This window comes from Streptomyces agglomeratus (genome assembly GCF_001746415.1).
In the GTDB taxonomy this organism is placed as follows: Bacteria; Actinomycetota; Actinomycetes; order Streptomycetales; family Streptomycetaceae; genus Streptomyces; species Streptomyces agglomeratus.
In genome coordinates, this window is record NZ_MEHJ01000001.1 from 40,277 (window position 1) to 58,781 (window position 18,505).

Sequence of the window (18,505 nt, forward strand, 5' to 3'; positions counted from 1 at the left end):
CCCTTAACTTGATCTTTAACCTCGGGAACCGAACGGCTCCTCGTACTTGATCACTCGGACTGGTAACTGCGGTACACGCAGGCGGCCTTCGGCTGAGCATGTGATCCGACCAAGGAACACACAAGCTCAGCACGAAGGCCGTGGGGATGAGTCTGTTGCATCATGCTGTCCGGCAGGATCCGTTTGCGGAACTGTCACGCTTCCGGGGTGAGTTCTACTCCTGTCTGACCAGGCGTGCGGATGCGTTGTTCGAGCTGGGCGACGCCGTGCTGTGTGCGGATGGTCCGGTCAGGTCGCTGGTGGAGCTGTCGCTGGTGGGCGAACACCGTCGCGGGCACGGTGGGCTCTACGACGCCCTGGCCGCAGGCCGAGTCGATGTCGCCCGGCTGCGGCGGGCGCTGGCCGCGGTGCCTCTGCCGCGGGCGGCGGACAACCAGCTGGTGCTGGCTGCCGACATCACTTGCTGGCTGCGGCCCGACGCGCACACCTCACCGCAGCGGATCCTGTGCCACACCTACGGGCGGGGCAAGGACCAGCACATTCCCGTTCCCGGCTGGCCGTACTCGGTGATCTGCGCGCTGGAGACGGGCCGTAGTTCGTGGACCGCGCCGCTGGACGCGCTGCGTCTGGCGCCGGGCGACGACGCTGCCACGGTCACCGCCGGGCAGATGCGCGAACTGGTCGAGCGACTGATCGCAGCCGGGCAGTGGAGGGACGGTGACCCGGAGATCCTGATTGTGGTGGACGCCGGATACGACGTGCCTCGCCTGGCCTTCCTGCTGAAGGATCTGCCGGTGCAGGTGCTGGGCCGGATGCGCTCGGACCGCGTCCTGCGCCGGGCGGCACCGCCCCGCACCCCTGGCACCCGGGGCCGCCCGCCCCGCCACGGTGGCGAGTTCGTCTTCGGCGACCCCGCCACCTGGGACACCCCCGACGCGGCAACCGTGACCGAGACCCGTCTCTACGGCACCGCCACCGCCCGGGCCTGGGACAGGCTCCACCCGAGACTGACCCACCGCTTTGCCTGGACGGCCCAGCTGGGCGCGTTGCCCGTAATCGAGGGCACCGTGATCCGCCTGCAGGTCGACCACCTGCCCAGCGGCGCGACACCCAAGCCGGTCTGGCTGTGGTGGTCGGGCACCGACGCCACCGAAACCGACATCGACCTGCTCTGGCAGGCATTCCTTCGGCGCTTCGACATCGAGCACACCTTCCGCCTGTTCAAGCAGACACTGGGCTGGACCTGCCCGAAGATCCGCACCCCGGAAGCCGCGGACCGCTGGAGCTGGCTCATCCTCGCCGTCTTCACCCAGCTCCGGCTCGCCCGCCCGCTGGCGGCCGATCTACGCCGGCCGTGGGAGAAACCGAGCCCGCCCGACAGGCTCACCCCCGCCCGGGTCCGTCGCGATTTCCGGCACCTCCGCCCGAACGCCGCCTGTCCCGCCGAAGCACCGAAACCCTCCCGCCCCGGCCCCGGACGGCCACCAGGACGCAAGAACACCCGGGCAACCCCACGCCACGACGTCCACACAGTCCGCAAAACAGACACCGCGAAACCACGACAGAGGAAGTCAACAACCCCACGACCCCGCCGCACAGGTTAAAGATCAAGTTAAGCCAAGTTCAGCTCAGAGGGGATACTGCCGTCCACACGGTGGCACGCGCTGGTGTGCTGGGTAACTCCCTCTTCAGGCCGCCCCTATGGTTTTCACGAGTTCCACAAACCGGCAGCTACGGGAAGGATCAGGCTGATGGACTTTGAGCGCCCGGACTGGTTCGACCGCGCCACCGAATGGTGGTGCAGCACGGTGGGAAACGACCTGGCCCGCCATGCCCAGCCGGTCGGCATCTCATCGGACGGCGAGCTTGGCGTGCTCTGCTCAGATCAGGCCTGGTCCACCCAGATGAGACTCATGGCGCACCGTGTCGTCGAGCGCCTCAATGGGGCACGCCCCGATGACCTGCCGAAGGTGGCGGGCATCACCGTATTGAAGCCGGCCCCGGTCCCTGAGGAGCTGATCCAGCTGTGGTCGGACTTGGTGGGATCTGATCTTGCCGACCGGGTCCGTCCGCGCAGCCTGAGTGACTGGGGTCGGGAGTTGGCCACGGAGGCGGAGTGTGCCCACGCACGCGATCTCCTGGCCCAACGCACACCCTTCGTTCTCGCCCGTCTACGGGCGACGCTGCCGGGCAGCTCCATCGTCCGGTTACGCACAAGCCACCTACGGTCCGTCGGGGTCCTGATTGCTTCGTCGCCCGAGTTCTCCGACCGGGCCGCTGTGGAGGGGGCCTCCCCCTGAGTGGTGGACACGCTGATACTGGATCTGCTTGATCCGGAGGAAGCGAGAAGACCGCCGATGGCGATGAAGGACTATTCGGACGAGTTCAAGGCCGATGCCGTGGCCCTGTACGAGTCCACACCCGGGGCGATCTACAAGAGCATCGCCGCTGACCTGGGCGTCAACCGGGCGACCCTGCGGGAGTGGGTGCTGCGGGACCGCGAACGCCGTGGCGTAACCGCCGCGGCTGCGAAGCCGGGCGCCCAGCCTCGGGAGGCGGTGCCGTCCGCTGATCCGGACGAGCGGGTGCGGCAGTTGGAGGCCCGGGTGGCCGAGCTCGAGGCAAGTGAGCGCAAGCTCGCGACCGAGCGGGACATCCTGCGCAAGGCGGCCAAGTATTTCGCCGGAGATTGTGTCCTGAACACGAAAGAGAGCTGGTTGTAGGACAGCTTTCAAGAGTGGCGCTGTGCGGAAGATGAAGGTTTTATGGCCCTTCGGAGCCGCCCTGCGGGGGGAGGCTTCAAACCGCCTCATGCTGCGTTAGCTGAAGACTGTCGTGGTGAGCGATGAGGAAAAGGCGCCGTAAGAGGCGTCAGGTGGGGACCGGGAAGACGAACGCAAGTGAATCGCTGCTGACGTGTCGAAACGAAAACAGACGACATCAAAACCGGGGTGTTCTCCGGACTCCGGGATGAGCCTGGCGGGAGCCCGTCTATTGGCCAGGTGGTGTCCGGCATGCAGGCGACGTGAGCCCGGTCTGCGGCTTCCGCATGGAACAGGAGAAGGCAAGCCCCGATACTGCCCGCCGTGCAGCGGCGGCGAGAGGGAGCGCCTCAAGCAGTGGACACTGCGAGGGGCTGAGTACCGATGCGGGGCGGGCCGGCGGACCGGCTCGTAGTAGTGGTGAAGCCCCTGTAATGGGGGCGGAGCGAAGGGGCCGGGTCGTTCGTGACTGTGTTGATCGCATCAACCGGACGGTGTCCGGGAGGAGTTCGGTGGACCAGTTGAAGTCGCAGACCAAGCCGTTTGAGATTTCGAAGTGGGCAGTCAAGGAAGCCTGGGAGGAAGTCAGAGCGAATAACGGAGCCCCGGGAGTGGACGGGCAGAGCATCGACGACTTCGAGAAGGACCTGAGGAACAACCTCTACAAGGTCTGGAACAGGATGTCGTCAGGTTCATACTTTCCGCCCCCGGTGCGAGCGGTGGCAATTCCCAAGCCACAGGGAGGCGGCGAAAGAATGCTCGGCATTCCTGCTGTCGCCGACCGCGTGGCTCAGACCGTCGTGGCCCGGCATCTCCTGCTGAGGGTGGAGCCAATTTTCCATCCCGACAGTTTCGGATACCGGCCTGGGCGGTCGGCCTTGGATGCGGTGGAGAAGTGCCGGAAGCAAGGCTTCGGCGTAGTCGCACCTCGTCCTTTTTGATCATGTGAGGCCGAGATGGGTGAGGGTGCGGGTTTGGTCCCTGGCTGTCCGGCGGAGGCCGGCGGCGATGTTGCGGACGCCGGCGAGGCGGAGGGCTCCGATTGCGAGGTTTCTGTAGGTCGCCATCGCCTGGGGTGCGTTCCCGGTCCGCAGTTGGGAGGCGTCCTCGGCGAAGGTGACGTCTCTGATGTGGTGCAGGGCCTCGACCGTCCAGTGCCCGCGGATCAGTTGGGCGACCCGGGCGGGCGGGGCCTGTTCCGCGGCGAGGCTGGTGACCGCGTAGATGGTCTTGAGGCTGATCTTCCCCGTCGTGCGATTCACGCGGCGGCGGACGATCTGGACGGCCTGGCGGGCGCCAGGGAAGAGCAGGTTGTTGACCGTGCAGACCTTCAGCCTGCGGATCTCACAGCGTCCGTGCCCGTCGTGCGGGTGCGGTCCTGGAGCGGAATCTGTTGCCAGGGAAGGGATTTGAGCTGCGTGCTGAGTTTCTTCGTGTTGCGCTTCACGATCACGATGTAATGGGCGTCCCGCCCCCGCAGATAGGTGGCGTGGTCGGTTTGAGTGTGCAGGGCATCGCTGGTCACGACGGTGCCAGACAGGTCGGGCAGCGTGTCCAGCAGGGGTCGGAAACGAGTGATCTCGTTGGTCTTCTCACCGACGTCCATCTGTGCGAGGACCAGCCCGCCGACGTGGTCGCAGGCGGCCAGGAGGTGGACTCTCCGGCCCTTGGCGCGGGCGGCGCCCCGCAGCGACTTCCCGTCGACGGCCAGTGCCCGCAACCCGCCCGCGTGCTGCTGCCGGCCGGCAAGCCAGGTCCCGACCGCCCGGTCCAGGGCGTTTGCGTCGATCCTGGCCAGGACTCTGCGGATCGTTGTCTCCGCAGGCCAGGAGCGTTTCGGGAAGAGTGGGTCGACGCGGATACCCAGCCGCTCGAGGAGTTCTTCGGGGGCCTCGGCCACCCATTCACTCACCGCCAGCAGCGACCTCGCACCGGCGAGGACCGCGCAGGCGGTCAGGGCCAGCACCGCGGCGAGCGGATGCCGCACTCCGCGGGGATTACGCGGATCGGGGACCTGGGCGAGGCACTCCAGCAGGTCGGGGATCTCCCTGGGGGTGGCTCCCGGACGGGGGCCGAGTTGATCCAGGGCAGGGGGATCAGAGATGATACGTCGGCAGGCACGGACTTCCCAGGATTACAGAGCGTAGAGAACTCCATGATCGCGGGCGTCCGTGCCTGTTCTGCACCCGACCCCGCCCAATCTGGTCATCCGTCAGGGAGCGGGCGTCATCCGACAACACCGAAGCCCTGTGCCGAAGCCCTGGGGCTTATGTGACCACGGAACGGCAGCCGACCAAGGCTCTGCCCACGGACCTACTCGCCCGGCGGAACTCGAACGAAGCCCTCGGTCCAGTCATCCTCATCGAGCTCGCAGGGGTCGAAGTAGAAGCACTCCGGTTCATCACGGAAGCCCGGTAGCAGTCGAGCCTGACGCACACGCTCTTCAACCCGTTCAAGGGTTGAGTAGATACCGAGCAGCTTTACGTCGTCGCCGTCCGACTCGTCGCAGAACACGCCACTCTCATCAACGTGCACTGTCGAGCCGTCGTCGCCAGCTTCGTTCTGGTGGCCGACATGCCACAGCGGATACACGATCACGGGCGCGAAGCTACCAGCACTCAAGTTCCTGGACGTTCGGCACCCCTCGCCTCCTGGGCCCCCACGATCACAAACCGGGCATCACGCGACTTCGCCGAGGCCCTGGTGCCGGAAGCGCTGTTGGAAACGGGACTGGGTGGTTGAATTCGACATCGCCAAGTTCTTTGACAGCGTGCCCTGGGACCTGCTGGTCAAGGCAGTGGAAGCGCATACCGACGCCGTCTGGGTGAACTTAGAGGTCGTTAAGTCCGTTTCTGGTAATGGCCTCGTCCGGGTTGGGTGAGGAAGCCTTGGCGGGTGAGGCGGCCGAGGCGGCTGCGGGTGATGTTGACGGATGCCTCGTCGGTGGGCATGCCGAGGAGTTCGTGCAGCTCGCGAGCTCGGAACACCTGGTCGGGGTGCTGGTTGAACGCGTTCACGATGTCCTGGTAGGCGGTGTTCGCCTCGGGTGGATCGGGTTCGGCTCCTGCTGGTGCGGCCTCCGTGATGACTTTTCGAGTGGTGGCCAGATCCGTGAGTCGCGCTTCGCTCTCGGCCAGGGCAGCGGTGAGGTGCTCGATCTGGCCGCGTAGTTCTGCGGCCCGGGTGGTGGCCTCGTCCTGCTGGGTTTGAAGGTAGGCCAGGAGCTCGGAGACGTTCACGCGGCCAGCCCGAGAATGTCGCGCCAGGCCGGAGCGGGGGTGGTGAGGCGGCGGGCCATGTTCGCGGTGGAGGCCCAGTAGACGCGTGAGGCGGAGGTGTCGGGCCGGTGGTCGTACTCCCGGGCCAGACGCCGGTGCAGCATCAACGTGCCGTTCGTCTGCTCGACCACCCACCGCTTCGGCTGCGGACAAACCCTTTGCCCTGGTCAGCAGGGTTGCGACGGACGACCTCGACGTCGATGCCCAGCAGGACGCCGTGGATGATGACTTCGTCCTTGAAGCCCTGGTCCACCAGCGCTTTCTCCAGGCGCATCCCGCACCGCTCGGCGGCCTGGTCGAGCAGGGCGGTGCCGGCGGCGTTGTCGTGCGCGGAGGCGGCCAGGACGACGACGCCGATGATCAGCCCCAGAACGTCGACGGCCAGTCCCCGCTTGCGCCCCGACACCTTCTTGTTCGCGTCCAGCCCCGTCGTGGTCTTCGGGACACCCGCCGCGGCGCGGACGGACTGCGTGTCGATGATCACGAGGGACGGGTCCTCTAATCGGCGGGCCTTCTCCCGCACCTGGCAGCGCAGGAGTTCCTGGATCCGCTGGTCCAGCCCGTCCTCACGCCACAGGCCGAAGTAGTAGAACACCGCCGACCAGGCCGGGAAGTCATGCGGCAAAAGGCGCCACTGACAGCCCGTCCGGTTCTGATAGAAGATCGCGTTCACGACCTCCCGGAGGTCGCAGGACCCGGGATCTCCGGTCGCCGACCGCGCCACCCTGTCCTGCTTCCAGGCCGTGATCATCGGCTCGATCAACGCCCACTGCTCGTCTGATAAGTCGCTGAGGTACGGCTCTCTCTTCACGCTCGCATCTCAACATGGACATGCTCACCAGGCGGCCGGGACGGCGATCAGTACCACGATCGAGCGATCACGAACCGAGGAAGACCGGACTTAACGCCCACTTATATGTGCGGCGGTGGCTCGCTGCCCCGCTTCAGATGCCCGACGGCTCTCTGCTGGAACGGGAGCGGGAACCCCGCAAGGGGCTCCCGTGTCGCCCGTCATGGCGAACCTGTTCCTGCACTACGCGTTCGACACCTGGATGGCCCGGGAGTTCCCGTCCGTCTGGTTCGAGCGGTATGCGGATGATGCGGTGCTGCACTGCGTCACCGAGCGTCAGGCCCGCCAGGTACTGGCCGCGCTCACGGACAGGATGGCCGAGGTCGGGCTGCGTCTGCACCCGGCCAAGACCCGGATCGTGTACTGCCGGGACGGGAATCGCCAAGGCTCCTACGAGCACACGGCGTTCACGTTCCTGGGATACACCTTCCGCGCCAGGAGGAACCGGAGTCGACACGGGAACCAGTTCCTGGCGTTTGACCCGGCGGTCAGCAAGGACGCTCTCAAGAAGATGGGTCGGGAAGTGCGGAGCTGGCATCTGCACACCCGCACCGATCTGACCTTCCAGGAGCTCGCCCGGAGGATCAACCCTGTCGTGGCGGGCTGGATCAACTACTACGGCCGTTTCAGGCCCTGGGAGTTCACCTCTTTCATGACACGCATCAACTCCTACCTGGTGCGTTGGATCCGCAAGAAGTACAAACGGCTCGCGGCCAAGCGGAAGGCGCTGGCGAAAATGCAGGAGATCGCCCGGCGATACCCCCGCATGTTCGCGCACTGGCGCATCACCCCGACCGTGAGTGCCGTGCTGGTTTGAGGATCAGGACGACAAGAGCGGAGTGACGAGAGATCGTCACGCTCCGTTCTGTGAGGGCCGGAGGGTGAAATCCCCTCCGGCTACTCGGCGACGAACTGGTGATGAGCCGCTTCCAGTTCGTTGACGACCATCGCAACACCTACGAGGTGAAGCGGCTCTGCCAGGTCCTGGACGTGAACCGGTCCAGCTACTACAAATGGCTCGCCGGCGCCGAGGCCCGGGCCACCCGGCAGCGGGAGGACCGGATCCTGGCCGAGGAGATCCGCGAGGTCCACGGCGATCCGGCGGCGCCTACGGCTCCCCGCGCGTGACCGCCGAGCTCCGCGAGAAAGGACGGCGGGTCAACGAAAAGCGGATCGCCCGGATCATGCGGACGTTCTCCATCACCGGAATCCGCCTGCGCAGACGCGTGCGCACCACCGTCCCCGACCCGGCCACCTCACCGGTCCCGGACCTGTTCCAGCGGGACTTCACCGCCACCGAGCCGGGGCGGAAGTACATGGGCGACATCACGTATCTCCCACTCTCATGCGGGAAGTTCCTCTATCTCGCGACCGTGCTGGACTGCTTCAGCCGCAAGGTCGTCGGCTGGTCCATCGCCGACCACATGCGCACCGGCCTGGTCGCCGACGCACTGCGGATGGCGGCCTCGACCCGAGGCGGCCTGGACGGTGCCGTGTTCCACTCCGACCACGGGGCGCAATACGGCTCCCGGGCCTTCGCCGCCTCTGCGACCAGTTCGGAGTGACCGATCGATGGGCGCGGTCGGCACCAGCGCCGACAACACGGCCTGCGAAAGCTTCCACGCCTCCCTGAAACGCGAGACCCTCCAGGGCACCCACGACTACGGTGACGCCGACACCTGCCGCAGGACCGTCTTTGCCTGGCTGACCCGCTACAACACCCGCCGCCGGCACTCCGCCAACGGCCACCTCAGCCCCAACGAATACGAACGCCGACACCACACCGCTAAACTCACGCTCGCCGCGTGATCAATAACCGCGTGCCCACCTTCACGGGGAAGGCCCGAGGCCGCACTCATGGACGTGTGGCACGATGCGACACAGGCTTTCGGGCCTGAGCACCCACTGTGGATCGCGCACTCTGGAGAGACGGCGGCAGACCAAGTGGTGGAGGAAATGGGTGGACGCGATCCAGAGCGCCACCCCCCTGCCTCGACCGCTTGACGCGTTCGCGTACAGGGCCAACGTGGACAGGGACGGGCCGGAAGCCGTTCGCCGACGGAACGAACGGCTGGTGGCGGGCCACCACGACCTATGTTTGGTCCTTGCTGCCCGGGCTGGCGAGAGCCTCCCCCCTTGCCGACCTTGCCCGCGAACGCGGCTTGCCTATGCGGCAGCACACGCAGCAGGCAAAGGGTTGACACCCGTACGGGATAGGTGGCCAGGGCGAAGCGGGGGTCTCCCCCGCTGACACGGCGGGCGCGACCTGGGCTGTTGCGGTCAACACGCCGTGTAGATAAAAGAGTTGGAGCGCGTCGACCGGTTTTCCTAGGGTGATGAGGCGTACTGGACCGGTGCGCATGGTTCACGAAGGGGGAACAGCTCGAATGAACCGCACGAAGATAGCCGCGGTCGCGATCGCGGCCACCGCCACTCTGGGATCCATCGGAAGCAGCCCGGCTTCAGCTGCGGCCAACGAAGGTGCCCAGGTACAGGCAGACCCGGCGTACAAGATCCTCAAGCACCTTGAATACCGGGGCCCCGGGCGGGTGTCGCTGCGGCTTGGCTACTACAACGCGGCGGCCGACAAGGGCTTCGGATGGACGAAGGTCAAGAAGAAGCACAACATCACGAAGTACTCGGCTGTGGAGTACATCGCGAAGTCGCCGGTGCGCGAGCACATCGGAGGCCAGTCCTACCGGCACACGGGTTACGCGGGTAAGTACAAGTGCCGCAACGGGGTGTGCGAGCTCGTCAAGCAGTACAAGGTGCTGATGACGGCCAACGAGAAGAAGCTCCGCGACGATCACGACAAGGGCGTCATCACCGAGTACTGCGTGGGCATCACCAGGTGCCCGAACTGGGTGACCACGGCCCTGGCCAAGTCCAACAGGAGCTCCGTAGCAGCTGAGGGCGACAACAAGTATGTGGGCGCGTACAAGCCCTTTGCCCGAACCGTGCTATCCGCGGACGTGAAGGCCGGCGTCAACAAGAACGCTGCAACGAGGTAAGAACCTCACCCGTTCGGTGGCCGGCCGTTGCTGGGTCTCCGGCATGCCGTTTCATTGATGCCTGAGCACTGTGACACCTGCGCGCCCAGGCTGATCAGTCCACAGCGCCGTTCCCGACGGCAGCACGCCGTCGGGAACGGCGCACCCGCTCTCCCGTTCTTGAAAGGTGACTCGTGGCCAGTCCCGACAGCGAATTCCTCACCCGCGTGTCCGAGGCCGCCTTCGAGCTCGGCACGGACGGCTTCCGTGTGACAGCAATGACGATCAAGTCCCGGCAGATCGGTTTCACCGACACCGGGACCACACCCGATCCACCGCTCTACATGCAAGGCGAGCCGCCCCCCGTGCCGGGACGCCAAGGCCGACGCGAATACGACTGGCAACCCGCCACTCACGCGCCCGCGTGGATGAACATGGCATGGCTGTTGGAAGACCTGGCCACGTGGATCCAACCATTGGCCGACGAACACGTCACCCTGCTCGGCATTGAGGCACCGCTCCCACACTGGTGCGACATCCTGCTCCGCGACGGCGACACGGCCTACCGGGTGCGCGTGGCGCTGGCCGACCGCAGCGAGCCGCTGGACTTCCCCGGCATGTATCTGCGCGACATGCTCACCGAAGGCCGCCACCGCGACCACCTCACCCCTACCGATAGTGAGGACGAGACGCCACTCGTGGACCTGCGCACGGTTCTCTGAAGTATGCGAGGCGTGTTTCAGCTTCAGGCACTCCGCCAGAACGCGCCCATGAGGTGTCGCAGGGTGAGCGCCGCCCGGCACCCGCACCGGTGCGGCCGCCCTCGTGGCGCCGCGCGCCGCTCACCTGCGGAATCCGGCCAGCAGATCGTTTTATTGCCAATCCAAGGCAACTGAGACGCGGCGGCGCGGAGGTCGGGCTACACAAGAGGAAGGGGGCGGGCATCCGCCGCCCTTTCAGGGCGCTCGTGGTCTGGTGGGAGGTCTGGCGGTTGCTGACGATCAATGTGGCGGTGCTGCTCGCGGTCATCGTCTTCTTCCGGCTGCGCCGCCGTACGGAGGCCCGCAGCCGACTCGACGAGAAGTTCACCGTGGTCATCGTGCTTGCCCTGGGAGTTCTCATCGCTCCGACGCCAGTGGGCCAGGGAATCCTGGACTTCTTGGGCCAGCTCGCCAGCGGCATCACGCAGTCCAGCCGATGAGCTGCGCCGCGCGCAAGGGGCGTCCCGCGTGCAGCGCCCGCCACCACGCTGCGGCGTGACCGAGGCTGCCGCCCTGCGCCGGGTCCGTGCCGAGCGTGCAGGGACGTTGCCCCGCGAGACCGCGCCTCAGTCGTTGGGTCAGAGTCAGCGTCCAGTGGAACGCCCCGCGGTTCGCTGCCTCCGTCGCCATACGGACGGTGATCTTGTCGACTGGATCCAGCATGCGGCGGGCAGCTGCGTGCAGCGCCTGGTCGTACGGGCGGTCTCCGTCGGCTGACTCGTACTCCCGCAGATCCAGGATCTTGCGCAGCTGGGCGGATTCACGCAGCAGGGTCATCATCAGGTGCTCTTGAGCGGCCCCGGTGGATGCCGCGTCTTTCGGGCCGTTCACGTGCCCCGCTCTCTGAAGGTGGTTCGTAGGTGCCCGGCCACAGAAAGGTGAACTCACCAAGCAGATGGCAGGCGTCGGCCCTCCCGTGGGGAGGCCGGGAGGGACGGCGTGGCCCCGCCCACGTGGCAGCACACGGGCGGGGCCAGGGTGAGGGATCTCCGCCTTGGGGGAAAGAGGATCACCGCCGTCACAGCATTGCACTGGTTCCAGCCATACAACAGGGTTGTGACTGGAATGCGTTGCGAGCGGTCGGCAACGAGCGATCCGGTCCGTCGGCAGGCCAGCGTTTCCGTACATGAGCGCTGGCCCGGGCTGCGCAGCGGGTGCTCGGCCCAGGGCATGAGAACGCCCCCTGTCACCGTCAAGCAAGGCCGGCAAGGGGCGCCAGCGTTTCGTTACGGGGCGGGTTCGAAGTGGACTTCGGTGGTCGGGCACTGCTCGGCAAGGTCGAGCAGCTCGGCCTGTTCCTGCGGGTCGATGGTCAGGTTCCAGCGGAGTTTGGTTGCGGTCCATTCGCCGGCGTACTGGCAGTGGACGTCGGCGCTGGGCGGCATCCAGGTGCCCGGGTCCTGGTCGGACTTGCTGCGGTTGGACCTGGCGGTGACGCCGACCAGCGAGGTGGGGGCATCCAGGTCGTTGGCGTATGCCTCGCGGCGCTGGGCCGTCCACGTTGATGCGCCAGCTGGTGGGAGGCGTCATTCGAGACAAGCCATATTCCCGAGCACCGGGTGGCGCCCAGTCCGGGGCGGGTGGATTGCTTGCTCAGCAGGTCCGTCGGATCTGCTCCATGCTCTGGCCGTTCACTCCTGGTAGCGCGGGAGGATGTCGCCGTTCTTGACGAAGGTCAAGGCGGCGGCGACGTCGTATGCATGGATCGCGGAGGCGTGCGGTGCCAGCTGGTTGGTCAGGCCCTCGATCGCGTTGCTGGTGAAGAATGCGTCCCGTGCTGCGCTGTCGCTGAACCCGAGGACGAGGGAGGCGTGGAATCGCTGGTCGTGGGGGTTGTCGTGGGCGACGTTCGGGGTGTCCCAGAGCTTTTCGCTCCAGGGCAGGAACGTCTGCGTGCGCAGTTCCTTCAACGCTGCAGTGTCGGCGAGTGCGGGAACGAGCTGCTGGTTGACGAACTTCCGCAACTCGCCTGCGCCGACCCCGTCTCTGCGGCGCAGGTAGATCAGGGTGCGGGCACCGACCGTCTCGCCGGGGCCGGCGACGTCGTACCAGCGGGAGGAGTTCGGTGGGCCGGCGTAGAGCAGGGTGCGGCGGAACACGTTGATCTCGTCGGCGTGGGCCAGCTTCGTCTGCTTACGCCCTTTCAGGGGCGTAAGCGCCGATTGGAAGGTGACCTCGGCGACGCCGTCGATCTTCCGGTCCGGGGGGATCGAGGTCTGCACCCCGTCGGTCGCCGGCCACCGGCCCGGGTTGTGCTCGGCGAGGTGGATCTGTCGGTACTCCTCCAGGCCCGGGGTGGCGGAGATGATCCCTGAGTGCGGTCCCTTCCAGTGGTCCATGCCGGTCTGGCGGGGCTGGTCGGTGCGCACCCACAGCAGGATCGAGGAAGTGAGGTGCTTCTTCTCCACGCCCAGCTGAGCGGCGGACGGTGAGGTGCTCATGGTGCTGCTCTTCTCTTCCTGGTCGCCGAACGTGCAGTTGCGGTGTTCGCCGGTGGTCAACGGGCGAGGAACTCGACCGCGAGGGGGGCGAACTGCTGGTGGTACTGGAAGATGCCGCCGTGCCCGGAGTCGGGGTAGATGATCAGCTCGCTGTCCTTGATGCGCCGGTGCAGGTCCTCGGAGAGGACCGAGGGCACCATGCGGTCGTTGTCGCCGTTGGCGATCAGGGTGGGTTGCGTGATCGTCGACAGGTCGTGGGGGGTGGAGCGCCCCCACTTCTTGATCGCCTTGAGCTGCGTCTGGAATGCCTTGACCTTGATCTTCGCATCGCGGTCGGCAGTGCGCTCCTTGAGCCGGTTGACGAACGCACGCGCGGCGGGCTTGCCGGTGGCGTTGCGGTTGAAGAACAGGAACTCCTTGGGGTCCGACCGGGTCAGGGTGGCGCGCAGGATGTCCCAGTAGGTGGTGCCGACGACCTTGTCGATGTCCTTGCCGCCCTTGGGACCGGTGCCGGTGAGGACAAGCTTGCGGATGAGCTCGGGGTGCTTCACCACCAGGGCCTGGGCGACCATGCCGCCGAGGGAGAAGGAGAAGACGTCGATCTTGTCGAAGCCGAGCGCCGTGATGAAGGTGTAGGCGTCATCAGCCATCGCCTCGATGCTGTCCGGCACCTGGCCCGTCGAGGCCCCGACACCGCGCTGATCGAAGGTGATGACGTGACGGCCCTTCGCGATGGCGTCGATGATGCGCGGGTCCCAGTTGTCCAGGGTCGCGGCGAGGTGCACGAAGAACACGACGGGGACGCCGCCCCTGGGCCCTAGCTCGCGAAAAGCGTAGGTGACGCCGCCGGCGGTGACGGTGCGGGCCGGGGCGTGGGCGTACGAGGTGATGACGGGTTCGTTCGGGGTGCCGGTGCTGCTCATGATGGTTTCTCCTGGTGTGTTTCTGGTCGCCCGCCGCGGGGTGGTGGTCTGCTGGGGCTGATGATGACGGCCCTGCCGAAGCCGGGCGCCGTGCCCGTGACCGGGCGCATCACGCCTTGCTCGACGTGGGTGGTGATCTGGTGGAGCTGGTCGATGTCGGCGTGTGCCCGCCCTACGTCATGGAGACGACGACCTTGCCGGCCTTCGCCCGTCCCTTCTCGACGTACTCCATGGCCTGGAGGGTCTCGTCGAACGGGAAGACGCAGTCGACGAGGGGGCGGATCTTCCCGGCGTCGATGAGGGGGGTGAGTTCGCGCAGCTGGTCGCCACTGGCCTTCATGAACAGGAACGAGTACGTCACGCCGAGGCGCTTGGCCTGGCGCCGGGTCTTGGAACTAAGCGCGGTCATGGCCAGGCGGAGGACCGGGTTCGCGCCGAGTTCGCGGGCGAAGGCCGGGTCGGGCGGGCCCGCGACGCTGATGGCCATTCCGCCGGGCTTGAGGACACGCAAGGACCTGGCCAGGTTGTTGCCGCCGAGGGAGTCCAGGACGACGTCGTAGCCGTCGAGGATCTCGGTGAAGTCCTGGGTGCGGTAGTCGACGGCGACGTCCGCGCCGAGTTCCTTGACAAGGCCGATGGTGGTGGTGCTCGCGGTGGTGGCCACGTACGCGCCCAGTGCCTTGGCCAGCTGGACGGCGATGGAGCCGAGGCCGCCGGCTCCCGCGTGGATGAGGACCTTCTGACCCGGCTGTACGCGGGCGCGCTCGACCAGTGCCTGCCATGCGGTCAGGGCGACCAGGGGCAGGGAGGCGGCCTCGGTCATGGTGAGGGTGGCGGGTTTGGGTGCCAGGTCGTCCTGGTGGACTGCGAGGAGTTCGGCGAAGGTGCCGATGCGGTCCTTGTCGGGCCGGGCGTAGACCTCGTCGCCCACCGCGAAGCGGGTGACGGAGGACCCGACCTGGAGGACCTCTCCGGCGAGGTCGTTGCCCAGGACAAGGGGGAGACGGTAGGGCATGAACGCCTTGAAGTCCCCGTTGCGGATCCTGAGGTCCAGCGGGTTGACGCTCGCCGCGTGGATCTTGACCAGGACGTCGTCGGCGCCCACCTGCGGGTCGGGTATCTCGGCGGCGCGCATCCCGGCTTGGCCGCCGTACTTCTCGACCATGAAAGCCCTCATCGTTGTCTCCGTTCCGTTTCCCGTCCGTGGGAGGGCGGGGTCTTCGTTCGTCCCGGGCTTCTCCCAGTACGAGACAGTTTGTGTCGTTTTCTTGTGACTGCGGCGCGAGGGTGCCGCTCACTCGGCCGCGTCCGTCCTTCAGGCCACCGGCACGACCGGGGCGGTGACGCGTTCGGCGGCGCCTCCCTGGAGGTGGTCCAGGGAGGCGGCGATCCCCTCGTGGGGCGCGCCGAGCGGCACCGCGCTGACCTCGGCCAGGCGGGTGTACTGCTCGTCGGTCAGCTGGACGTCGAGGGCGCCGAGGTAGCTGTCGAGCTGGGAGAGGTTGCGCGGGCCGATGATCGGGACCAGCGTGGCCACCGAGCGGGCGGCGCGCTCGCGCACCCAGGCGACCGCCACCTGGGTGGGCGTCACGCCGGTCTCCTGGGCGATGGCCAGGACGGTGTCGACGACGGCGGTCTTCTGGTCGGTGCTCTCGGTGTGGATGACCGCCCCCAGGTCGGTCAGGCGCCCCTCGGCGGAGCCGCGGTACTTGCCGGTGAGCAGTCCGCCGCCGAGCGGAGACCACAGGGCGGCGCCGAGTCCGAGGCTCTCGGCCATGGGCAGCAGTTCGCGGTCGGCCGTGCGCTCGACGAGGCTGTACTCGTGCTGGATGCCCACGATCGGGGCCCAGTTCTTCAGGTCCGCGAGGGTTACCGCGCGCGAGACGCGCCAGGCGGGGAAGTTGGACAGCGCGGCGTGGTGGATCTTGCCGGCGCTCACCAGGTCGTCGAGTCCGCGCAGGAGTTCCTCCATCGGAGTGAGCTCGTCGGGGAAGTGCACCCACAGCAGGTCGATGTAGTCGGTACCCAGGCGCTTCAGGCTGGCCTCCACCGAGGCGACCATGTTCTTGCGGCTGTTGCCGGTCTTGGAGATGTCCGGCTGCGGGGCGGCGCCGAGGGTGAACTTCGTGGCCAGGACGAAGTGGTCGCGGTCTGCGGAGACAAGCTTTCCGGTCAGTTCCTCCGACTCGCCGAACTGGTAGCCGTCCGCGCTGTCGAGGAAGGTGCCGCCGGCCTCGGCGAACCGGTCGAAGATCCGGCGGGCCTCTTCCGGCTCGGCGCCGGCGCCCCAGCCGGTGCCGAAGTTCGCGGTGCCGAGCGCGTACTCGGACACGCGAAGTCCGGTCCGGTGTCCGAAGGTCGTGTAACGCATGAGATGTCCTTGCATGAGGGGTGGAGGGGTGAGCGTCAGCCCGCGTCCGGCTGGGGTGCCGCGGACAGGCTCTGCTTGACGTACCGGCTGGTCTCGTCGGCGAGGATCTCGGGCAGGCCGGTCTCGATGCCGGACAGGGCCTGGGCCGCGACGTCGGCGGCGGCGACCTTCTGATCGGCGGGCACGCCGGCGGCCATGTCGGTGTCCATGTAGCCGACGTGCAGCGCCGAGACGGTGATCTTGCGCGGTGCCAGCTCCTCACGGGTCGCGTCGCTCAGCGCCCAAGCGGCGGCCTTGGAGGCCGCGTAGGAGCCGAGGCCAGCCGGGTGGAACCAGGACAGGGCGGACAGGACGTTGAGTACGGCGCCGCCGCCGTCGCCCTCGATGACGGGGGCGAAGGCGCGGGTCGCGGCGAGCGGGCCGAAGAAGTTGGTCTCCATCTCCCGGCGCACCTCAGCCACGTCGCCTCCGATCAGCGTCGCGCCGGTGGAGATGCCCGCGTTGTTGATCAGCAGTGTCGCGTCGGACGCCACGCGGGCGGCCTCCCGTATCGACGCCTCATCCGTGACGTCCAGCCGCAGCGGGACGACGCCCGGCACGTCAACCGTCTCGGGGCGCCGGGCCGCGCCGTACACCTTCGCGCCACGCTCGACGAGCTGGGCGGCCAGGTGCCGCCCGAGCCCCCGGTTGGCGCCGGTGACGACCGCGACCGCGTTCTTCAGTTCCATGTCTGCTCCTGGTCCTGGCGGGGGCCGTCGGGCCACCCATATAAATTAGATTACGCAATCAATCTAAACACCGAGTTACGATAGATGCCAGTCGACATCCAAATGGGAGGTGGCCATGGGCCGCGTATCGCAGGCGCAGGCGGAGGAAAATCGCAGGCGGGTGGTGGACACCGCCTCCCGGCTGTTCCGAGAGCAGGGCACCCACGTGAGCGTTGCCGACCTCATGAAGGCGGCCGGTCTGACCCACGGCGCCTTCTATAAGCAGTTCGCCTCCAAGGGGGCGCTCGTCGACGAGGCGACCGCCCACGCCTTCGCCGAGCTCGCCCGGCGCCATGAGGCCGGGCTTGAGCGGTACGACGGGCAGCGGGATGCCGCTCAGCGGGCCCTGATCGACGCTTACCTCTCCGTCGAGCACCGTGACGACCCGGCGGGCGGCTGCCCGGTCGCGGCCCTCGCCGTCGACGTCGCACGCGGGGGCGAGGGTCGCGAGGCCCGCCGTGCCTACACCGAGGGGGTGGCCGACTTTGCCGCGTTCCTCGCCCCGGCCGGGGCCGCCGGTGGGGGCGAGGACGGCATCGCCCGGCTGTGTACCTTGTTCGGCGCGCTGGTGCTGTCCCGGGCCACCGCGGGTTCCCCACTCTCCGAGGAGATCCTCACCGCCGCGCACGCGGCCCTGACGGAAGCCGGCTGACCGGGGTCGGGGGCCCCGGACACCGCGCGGTGTGTGCGCGCCGGTCGCACCCACCGTCGAACATCGCGGGCACCCCGCGAGGGGCCGTGATTGCCCCCGGTCGGCCGTAGCGCAGCTCGCCAAGTCCCTCCTCTCACGGGTTTGTTGGTGCATCGTTCATGCGGGCGGATTGCCCGGAACGTTGCCACCACATGCAGCGCGGCCACACGTTCGTGGGACGGCCCAGCAAAGACCGTCCCACCCCTATTCCAACCCGCTACACTCACCACGCCCAAGCCGTTGACCAGCGCTAATGCAGAAGCACGGCTGGAGTACTAGTCGGCCCGGATGCCTAGTGCATTGCGCCCTCACCGCCGTCTCCCTGGCGGTGGCCACTCTGCAGATACTCACGGGGCTGCCGCGCAGTGGCCGAAGGGCCCTCGGCGGTCATCCGCCAGTGGTTCAAGGTGGTCGGGCACACTACGCTCCACCATCGTGTCAACCCCCGTACAGCTGCCGGACCGGCCCCGACGCAAGTTTCCAGGACAGCCCCGACCGGGTCCTGCGCATCCTCACCCAGCGCGGCTGGCTGGGCAGCGTCAACTTCGGCGGGCAGCCCGGCCCGGACGGGCCGGCCGGCCGCCTGCTGACCGTACGCGCGGGTGGCACGTACCTCGTTCCGCCCGTACGGGAAGCCGCGCCCTACCCGGGTGCCGAAGTCTTCGGCTGAA

The 18,505-nt window shown here is 67.4% G+C and carries 20 protein-coding genes and 3 pseudogenes; 11 read left to right on the forward strand and 12 right to left on the reverse strand.

All coding sequences use genetic code 11. The features are described 5' to 3' along the window. The first annotated feature begins 146 nt into the window (after positions 1–146). From AS594_RS00215 to AS594_RS42575, 4 genes are all read left to right on the forward strand, one after another. A complete protein-coding gene (locus AS594_RS00215; RefSeq protein WP_069934872.1) occupies positions 147–1,604 on the forward strand; it encodes an NF041680 family putative transposase in 1,458 nt (485 codons plus the stop codon). Positions 1,605–1,751: 147 nt separating this feature from the next. Continuing rightward, the gene (locus AS594_RS00220; RefSeq protein ID WP_069933699.1) at positions 1,752–2,300 is read left to right on the forward strand and encodes a DciA family protein; all 549 of its coding nucleotides are present in this window, start codon (positions 1,752–1,754) and stop codon (positions 2,298–2,300) included. Then, positions 2,301–2,723, forward strand: coding sequence for a transposase (locus AS594_RS00225; RefSeq protein WP_141747126.1), 423 nt, complete (start codon positions 2,301–2,303; stop codon positions 2,721–2,723). Positions 2,724–3,274: 551 nt separating this feature from the next. Next, on the forward strand, positions 3,275–3,703 hold the full coding sequence (locus AS594_RS42575; protein WP_240508865.1) for an RNA-dependent RNA polymerase family protein: 429 nt from the start codon (positions 3,275–3,277) through the stop codon (positions 3,701–3,703). Positions 3,704–3,865: 162 nt separating this feature from the next. Here the strand turns inward: AS594_RS42575 and AS594_RS47145 are convergent. The 5 genes and pseudogenes from AS594_RS47145 to AS594_RS00250 form a co-directional block, all read right to left on the reverse strand. Next, positions 3,866–4,171: pseudogene (locus AS594_RS47145) on the reverse strand (hypothetical protein); the annotation flags it as partial. Then, on the reverse strand, positions 4,093–4,749 hold the full coding sequence (locus AS594_RS47150; RefSeq protein WP_276207376.1) for an ISAs1 family transposase: 657 nt from the start codon (positions 4,747–4,749) through the stop codon (positions 4,093–4,095). The pseudogene AS594_RS47145 and the gene AS594_RS47150, both read right to left, overlap by 79 nt. Positions 4,750–5,075: 326 nt before the next feature. After that, entirely contained in the window at positions 5,076–5,360 is a 285-nt protein-coding gene (locus AS594_RS00240; protein ID WP_014140622.1) for a DUF7336 domain-containing protein, read from the reverse strand. A 242-nt stretch (positions 5,361–5,602) separates the two neighbouring features. Continuing rightward, on the reverse strand, positions 5,603–6,001 hold the full coding sequence (locus AS594_RS00245; protein WP_176733066.1) for a hypothetical protein: 399 nt from the start codon (positions 5,999–6,001) through the stop codon (positions 5,603–5,605). Beyond that, positions 5,998–6,851, reverse strand: a pseudogene (locus tag AS594_RS00250) (IS5 family transposase). Before AS594_RS00250 ends, AS594_RS00245 begins: the two are co-directional and overlap by 4 nt. Before the next feature lie 190 nt (positions 6,852–7,041). On the opposite strand from AS594_RS00250, the gene AS594_RS00255 reads away from it, so the two are divergent. From AS594_RS00255 to AS594_RS00285, 5 genes and pseudogenes are all read left to right on the forward strand, one after another. Continuing rightward, positions 7,042–7,707: a group II intron maturase-specific domain-containing protein gene (locus AS594_RS00255; protein WP_240508866.1), complete on the forward strand. Its 666-nt coding sequence runs from the start codon at positions 7,042–7,044 to the stop codon at positions 7,705–7,707. Between the two features lie 89 nt (positions 7,708–7,796). Next, positions 7,797–8,699, forward strand: a pseudogene (locus AS594_RS45715) (IS3 family transposase); the annotation flags it as partial. A gap of 578 nt (positions 8,700–9,277) precedes the next feature. After that, positions 9,278–9,901, forward strand: coding sequence for a hypothetical protein (locus AS594_RS00275; RefSeq protein WP_069933701.1), 624 nt, complete (start codon positions 9,278–9,280; stop codon positions 9,899–9,901). A 173-nt stretch (positions 9,902–10,074) separates the two neighbouring features. After that, complete coding sequence (locus AS594_RS00280) at positions 10,075–10,602, forward strand: hypothetical protein (protein WP_069933702.1); 528 nt, start codon at positions 10,075–10,077, stop codon at positions 10,600–10,602. A gap of 269 nt (positions 10,603–10,871) precedes the next feature. Continuing rightward, positions 10,872–11,081: a hypothetical protein gene (locus tag AS594_RS00285; protein WP_069930165.1), complete on the forward strand. Its 210-nt coding sequence runs from the start codon at positions 10,872–10,874 to the stop codon at positions 11,079–11,081. Here AS594_RS00285 and AS594_RS00290 read toward each other — a convergent pair. The 7 genes from AS594_RS00290 to AS594_RS00315 form a co-directional block, all read right to left on the reverse strand. Next, positions 11,062–11,472, reverse strand: coding sequence for a hypothetical protein (locus AS594_RS00290; RefSeq protein WP_141746907.1), 411 nt, complete (start codon positions 11,470–11,472; stop codon positions 11,062–11,064). The genes AS594_RS00285 and AS594_RS00290 overlap by 20 nt on opposite strands. Positions 11,473–11,867: 395 nt before the next feature. Next, entirely contained in the window at positions 11,868–12,026 is a 159-nt protein-coding gene (locus AS594_RS47785) for a hypothetical protein (RefSeq protein WP_176741092.1), read from the reverse strand. A gap of 246 nt (positions 12,027–12,272) precedes the next feature. Continuing rightward, positions 12,273–13,142: a strictosidine synthase gene (locus tag AS594_RS00295; RefSeq protein WP_240508867.1), complete on the reverse strand. Its 870-nt coding sequence runs from the start codon at positions 13,140–13,142 to the stop codon at positions 12,273–12,275. After that, entirely contained in the window at positions 13,139–14,005 is an 867-nt protein-coding gene (locus AS594_RS00300; RefSeq protein ID WP_069934875.1) for an alpha/beta fold hydrolase, read from the reverse strand. The genes AS594_RS00295 and AS594_RS00300 overlap by 4 nt, the downstream gene beginning before the upstream one ends. Positions 14,006–14,177: 172 nt before the next feature. Continuing rightward, positions 14,178–15,182 carry an NADP-dependent oxidoreductase gene (locus AS594_RS00305; RefSeq protein ID WP_069925121.1) on the reverse strand — a complete coding sequence of 335 codons (1,005 nt, stop codon included), beginning with the start codon at positions 15,180–15,182 and terminating at the stop codon, positions 14,178–14,180. 138 nt (positions 15,183–15,320) lie between these two features. Further along, entirely contained in the window at positions 15,321–16,376 is a 1,056-nt protein-coding gene (locus tag AS594_RS00310; protein ID WP_069933704.1) for an aldo/keto reductase, read from the reverse strand. A 35-nt stretch (positions 16,377–16,411) separates the two neighbouring features. Next, positions 16,412–17,104 carry an SDR family oxidoreductase gene (locus AS594_RS00315; protein WP_069933705.1) on the reverse strand — a complete coding sequence of 231 codons (693 nt, stop codon included), beginning with the start codon at positions 17,102–17,104 and terminating at the stop codon, positions 16,412–16,414. Between the two features lie 115 nt (positions 17,105–17,219). On the opposite strand from AS594_RS00315, the gene AS594_RS00320 reads away from it, so the two are divergent. Further along, on the forward strand, positions 17,220–17,795 hold the full coding sequence (locus tag AS594_RS00320) for a TetR family transcriptional regulator (RefSeq protein ID WP_069925118.1): 576 nt from the start codon (positions 17,220–17,222) through the stop codon (positions 17,793–17,795). Positions 17,796–18,231: 436 nt separating this feature from the next. Then, positions 18,232–18,504, forward strand: a complete 273-nt coding sequence (locus AS594_RS43735; protein WP_141746908.1) for a hypothetical protein — start codon at positions 18,232–18,234, stop codon at positions 18,502–18,504. Position 18,505 lies beyond the last annotated feature (1 nt).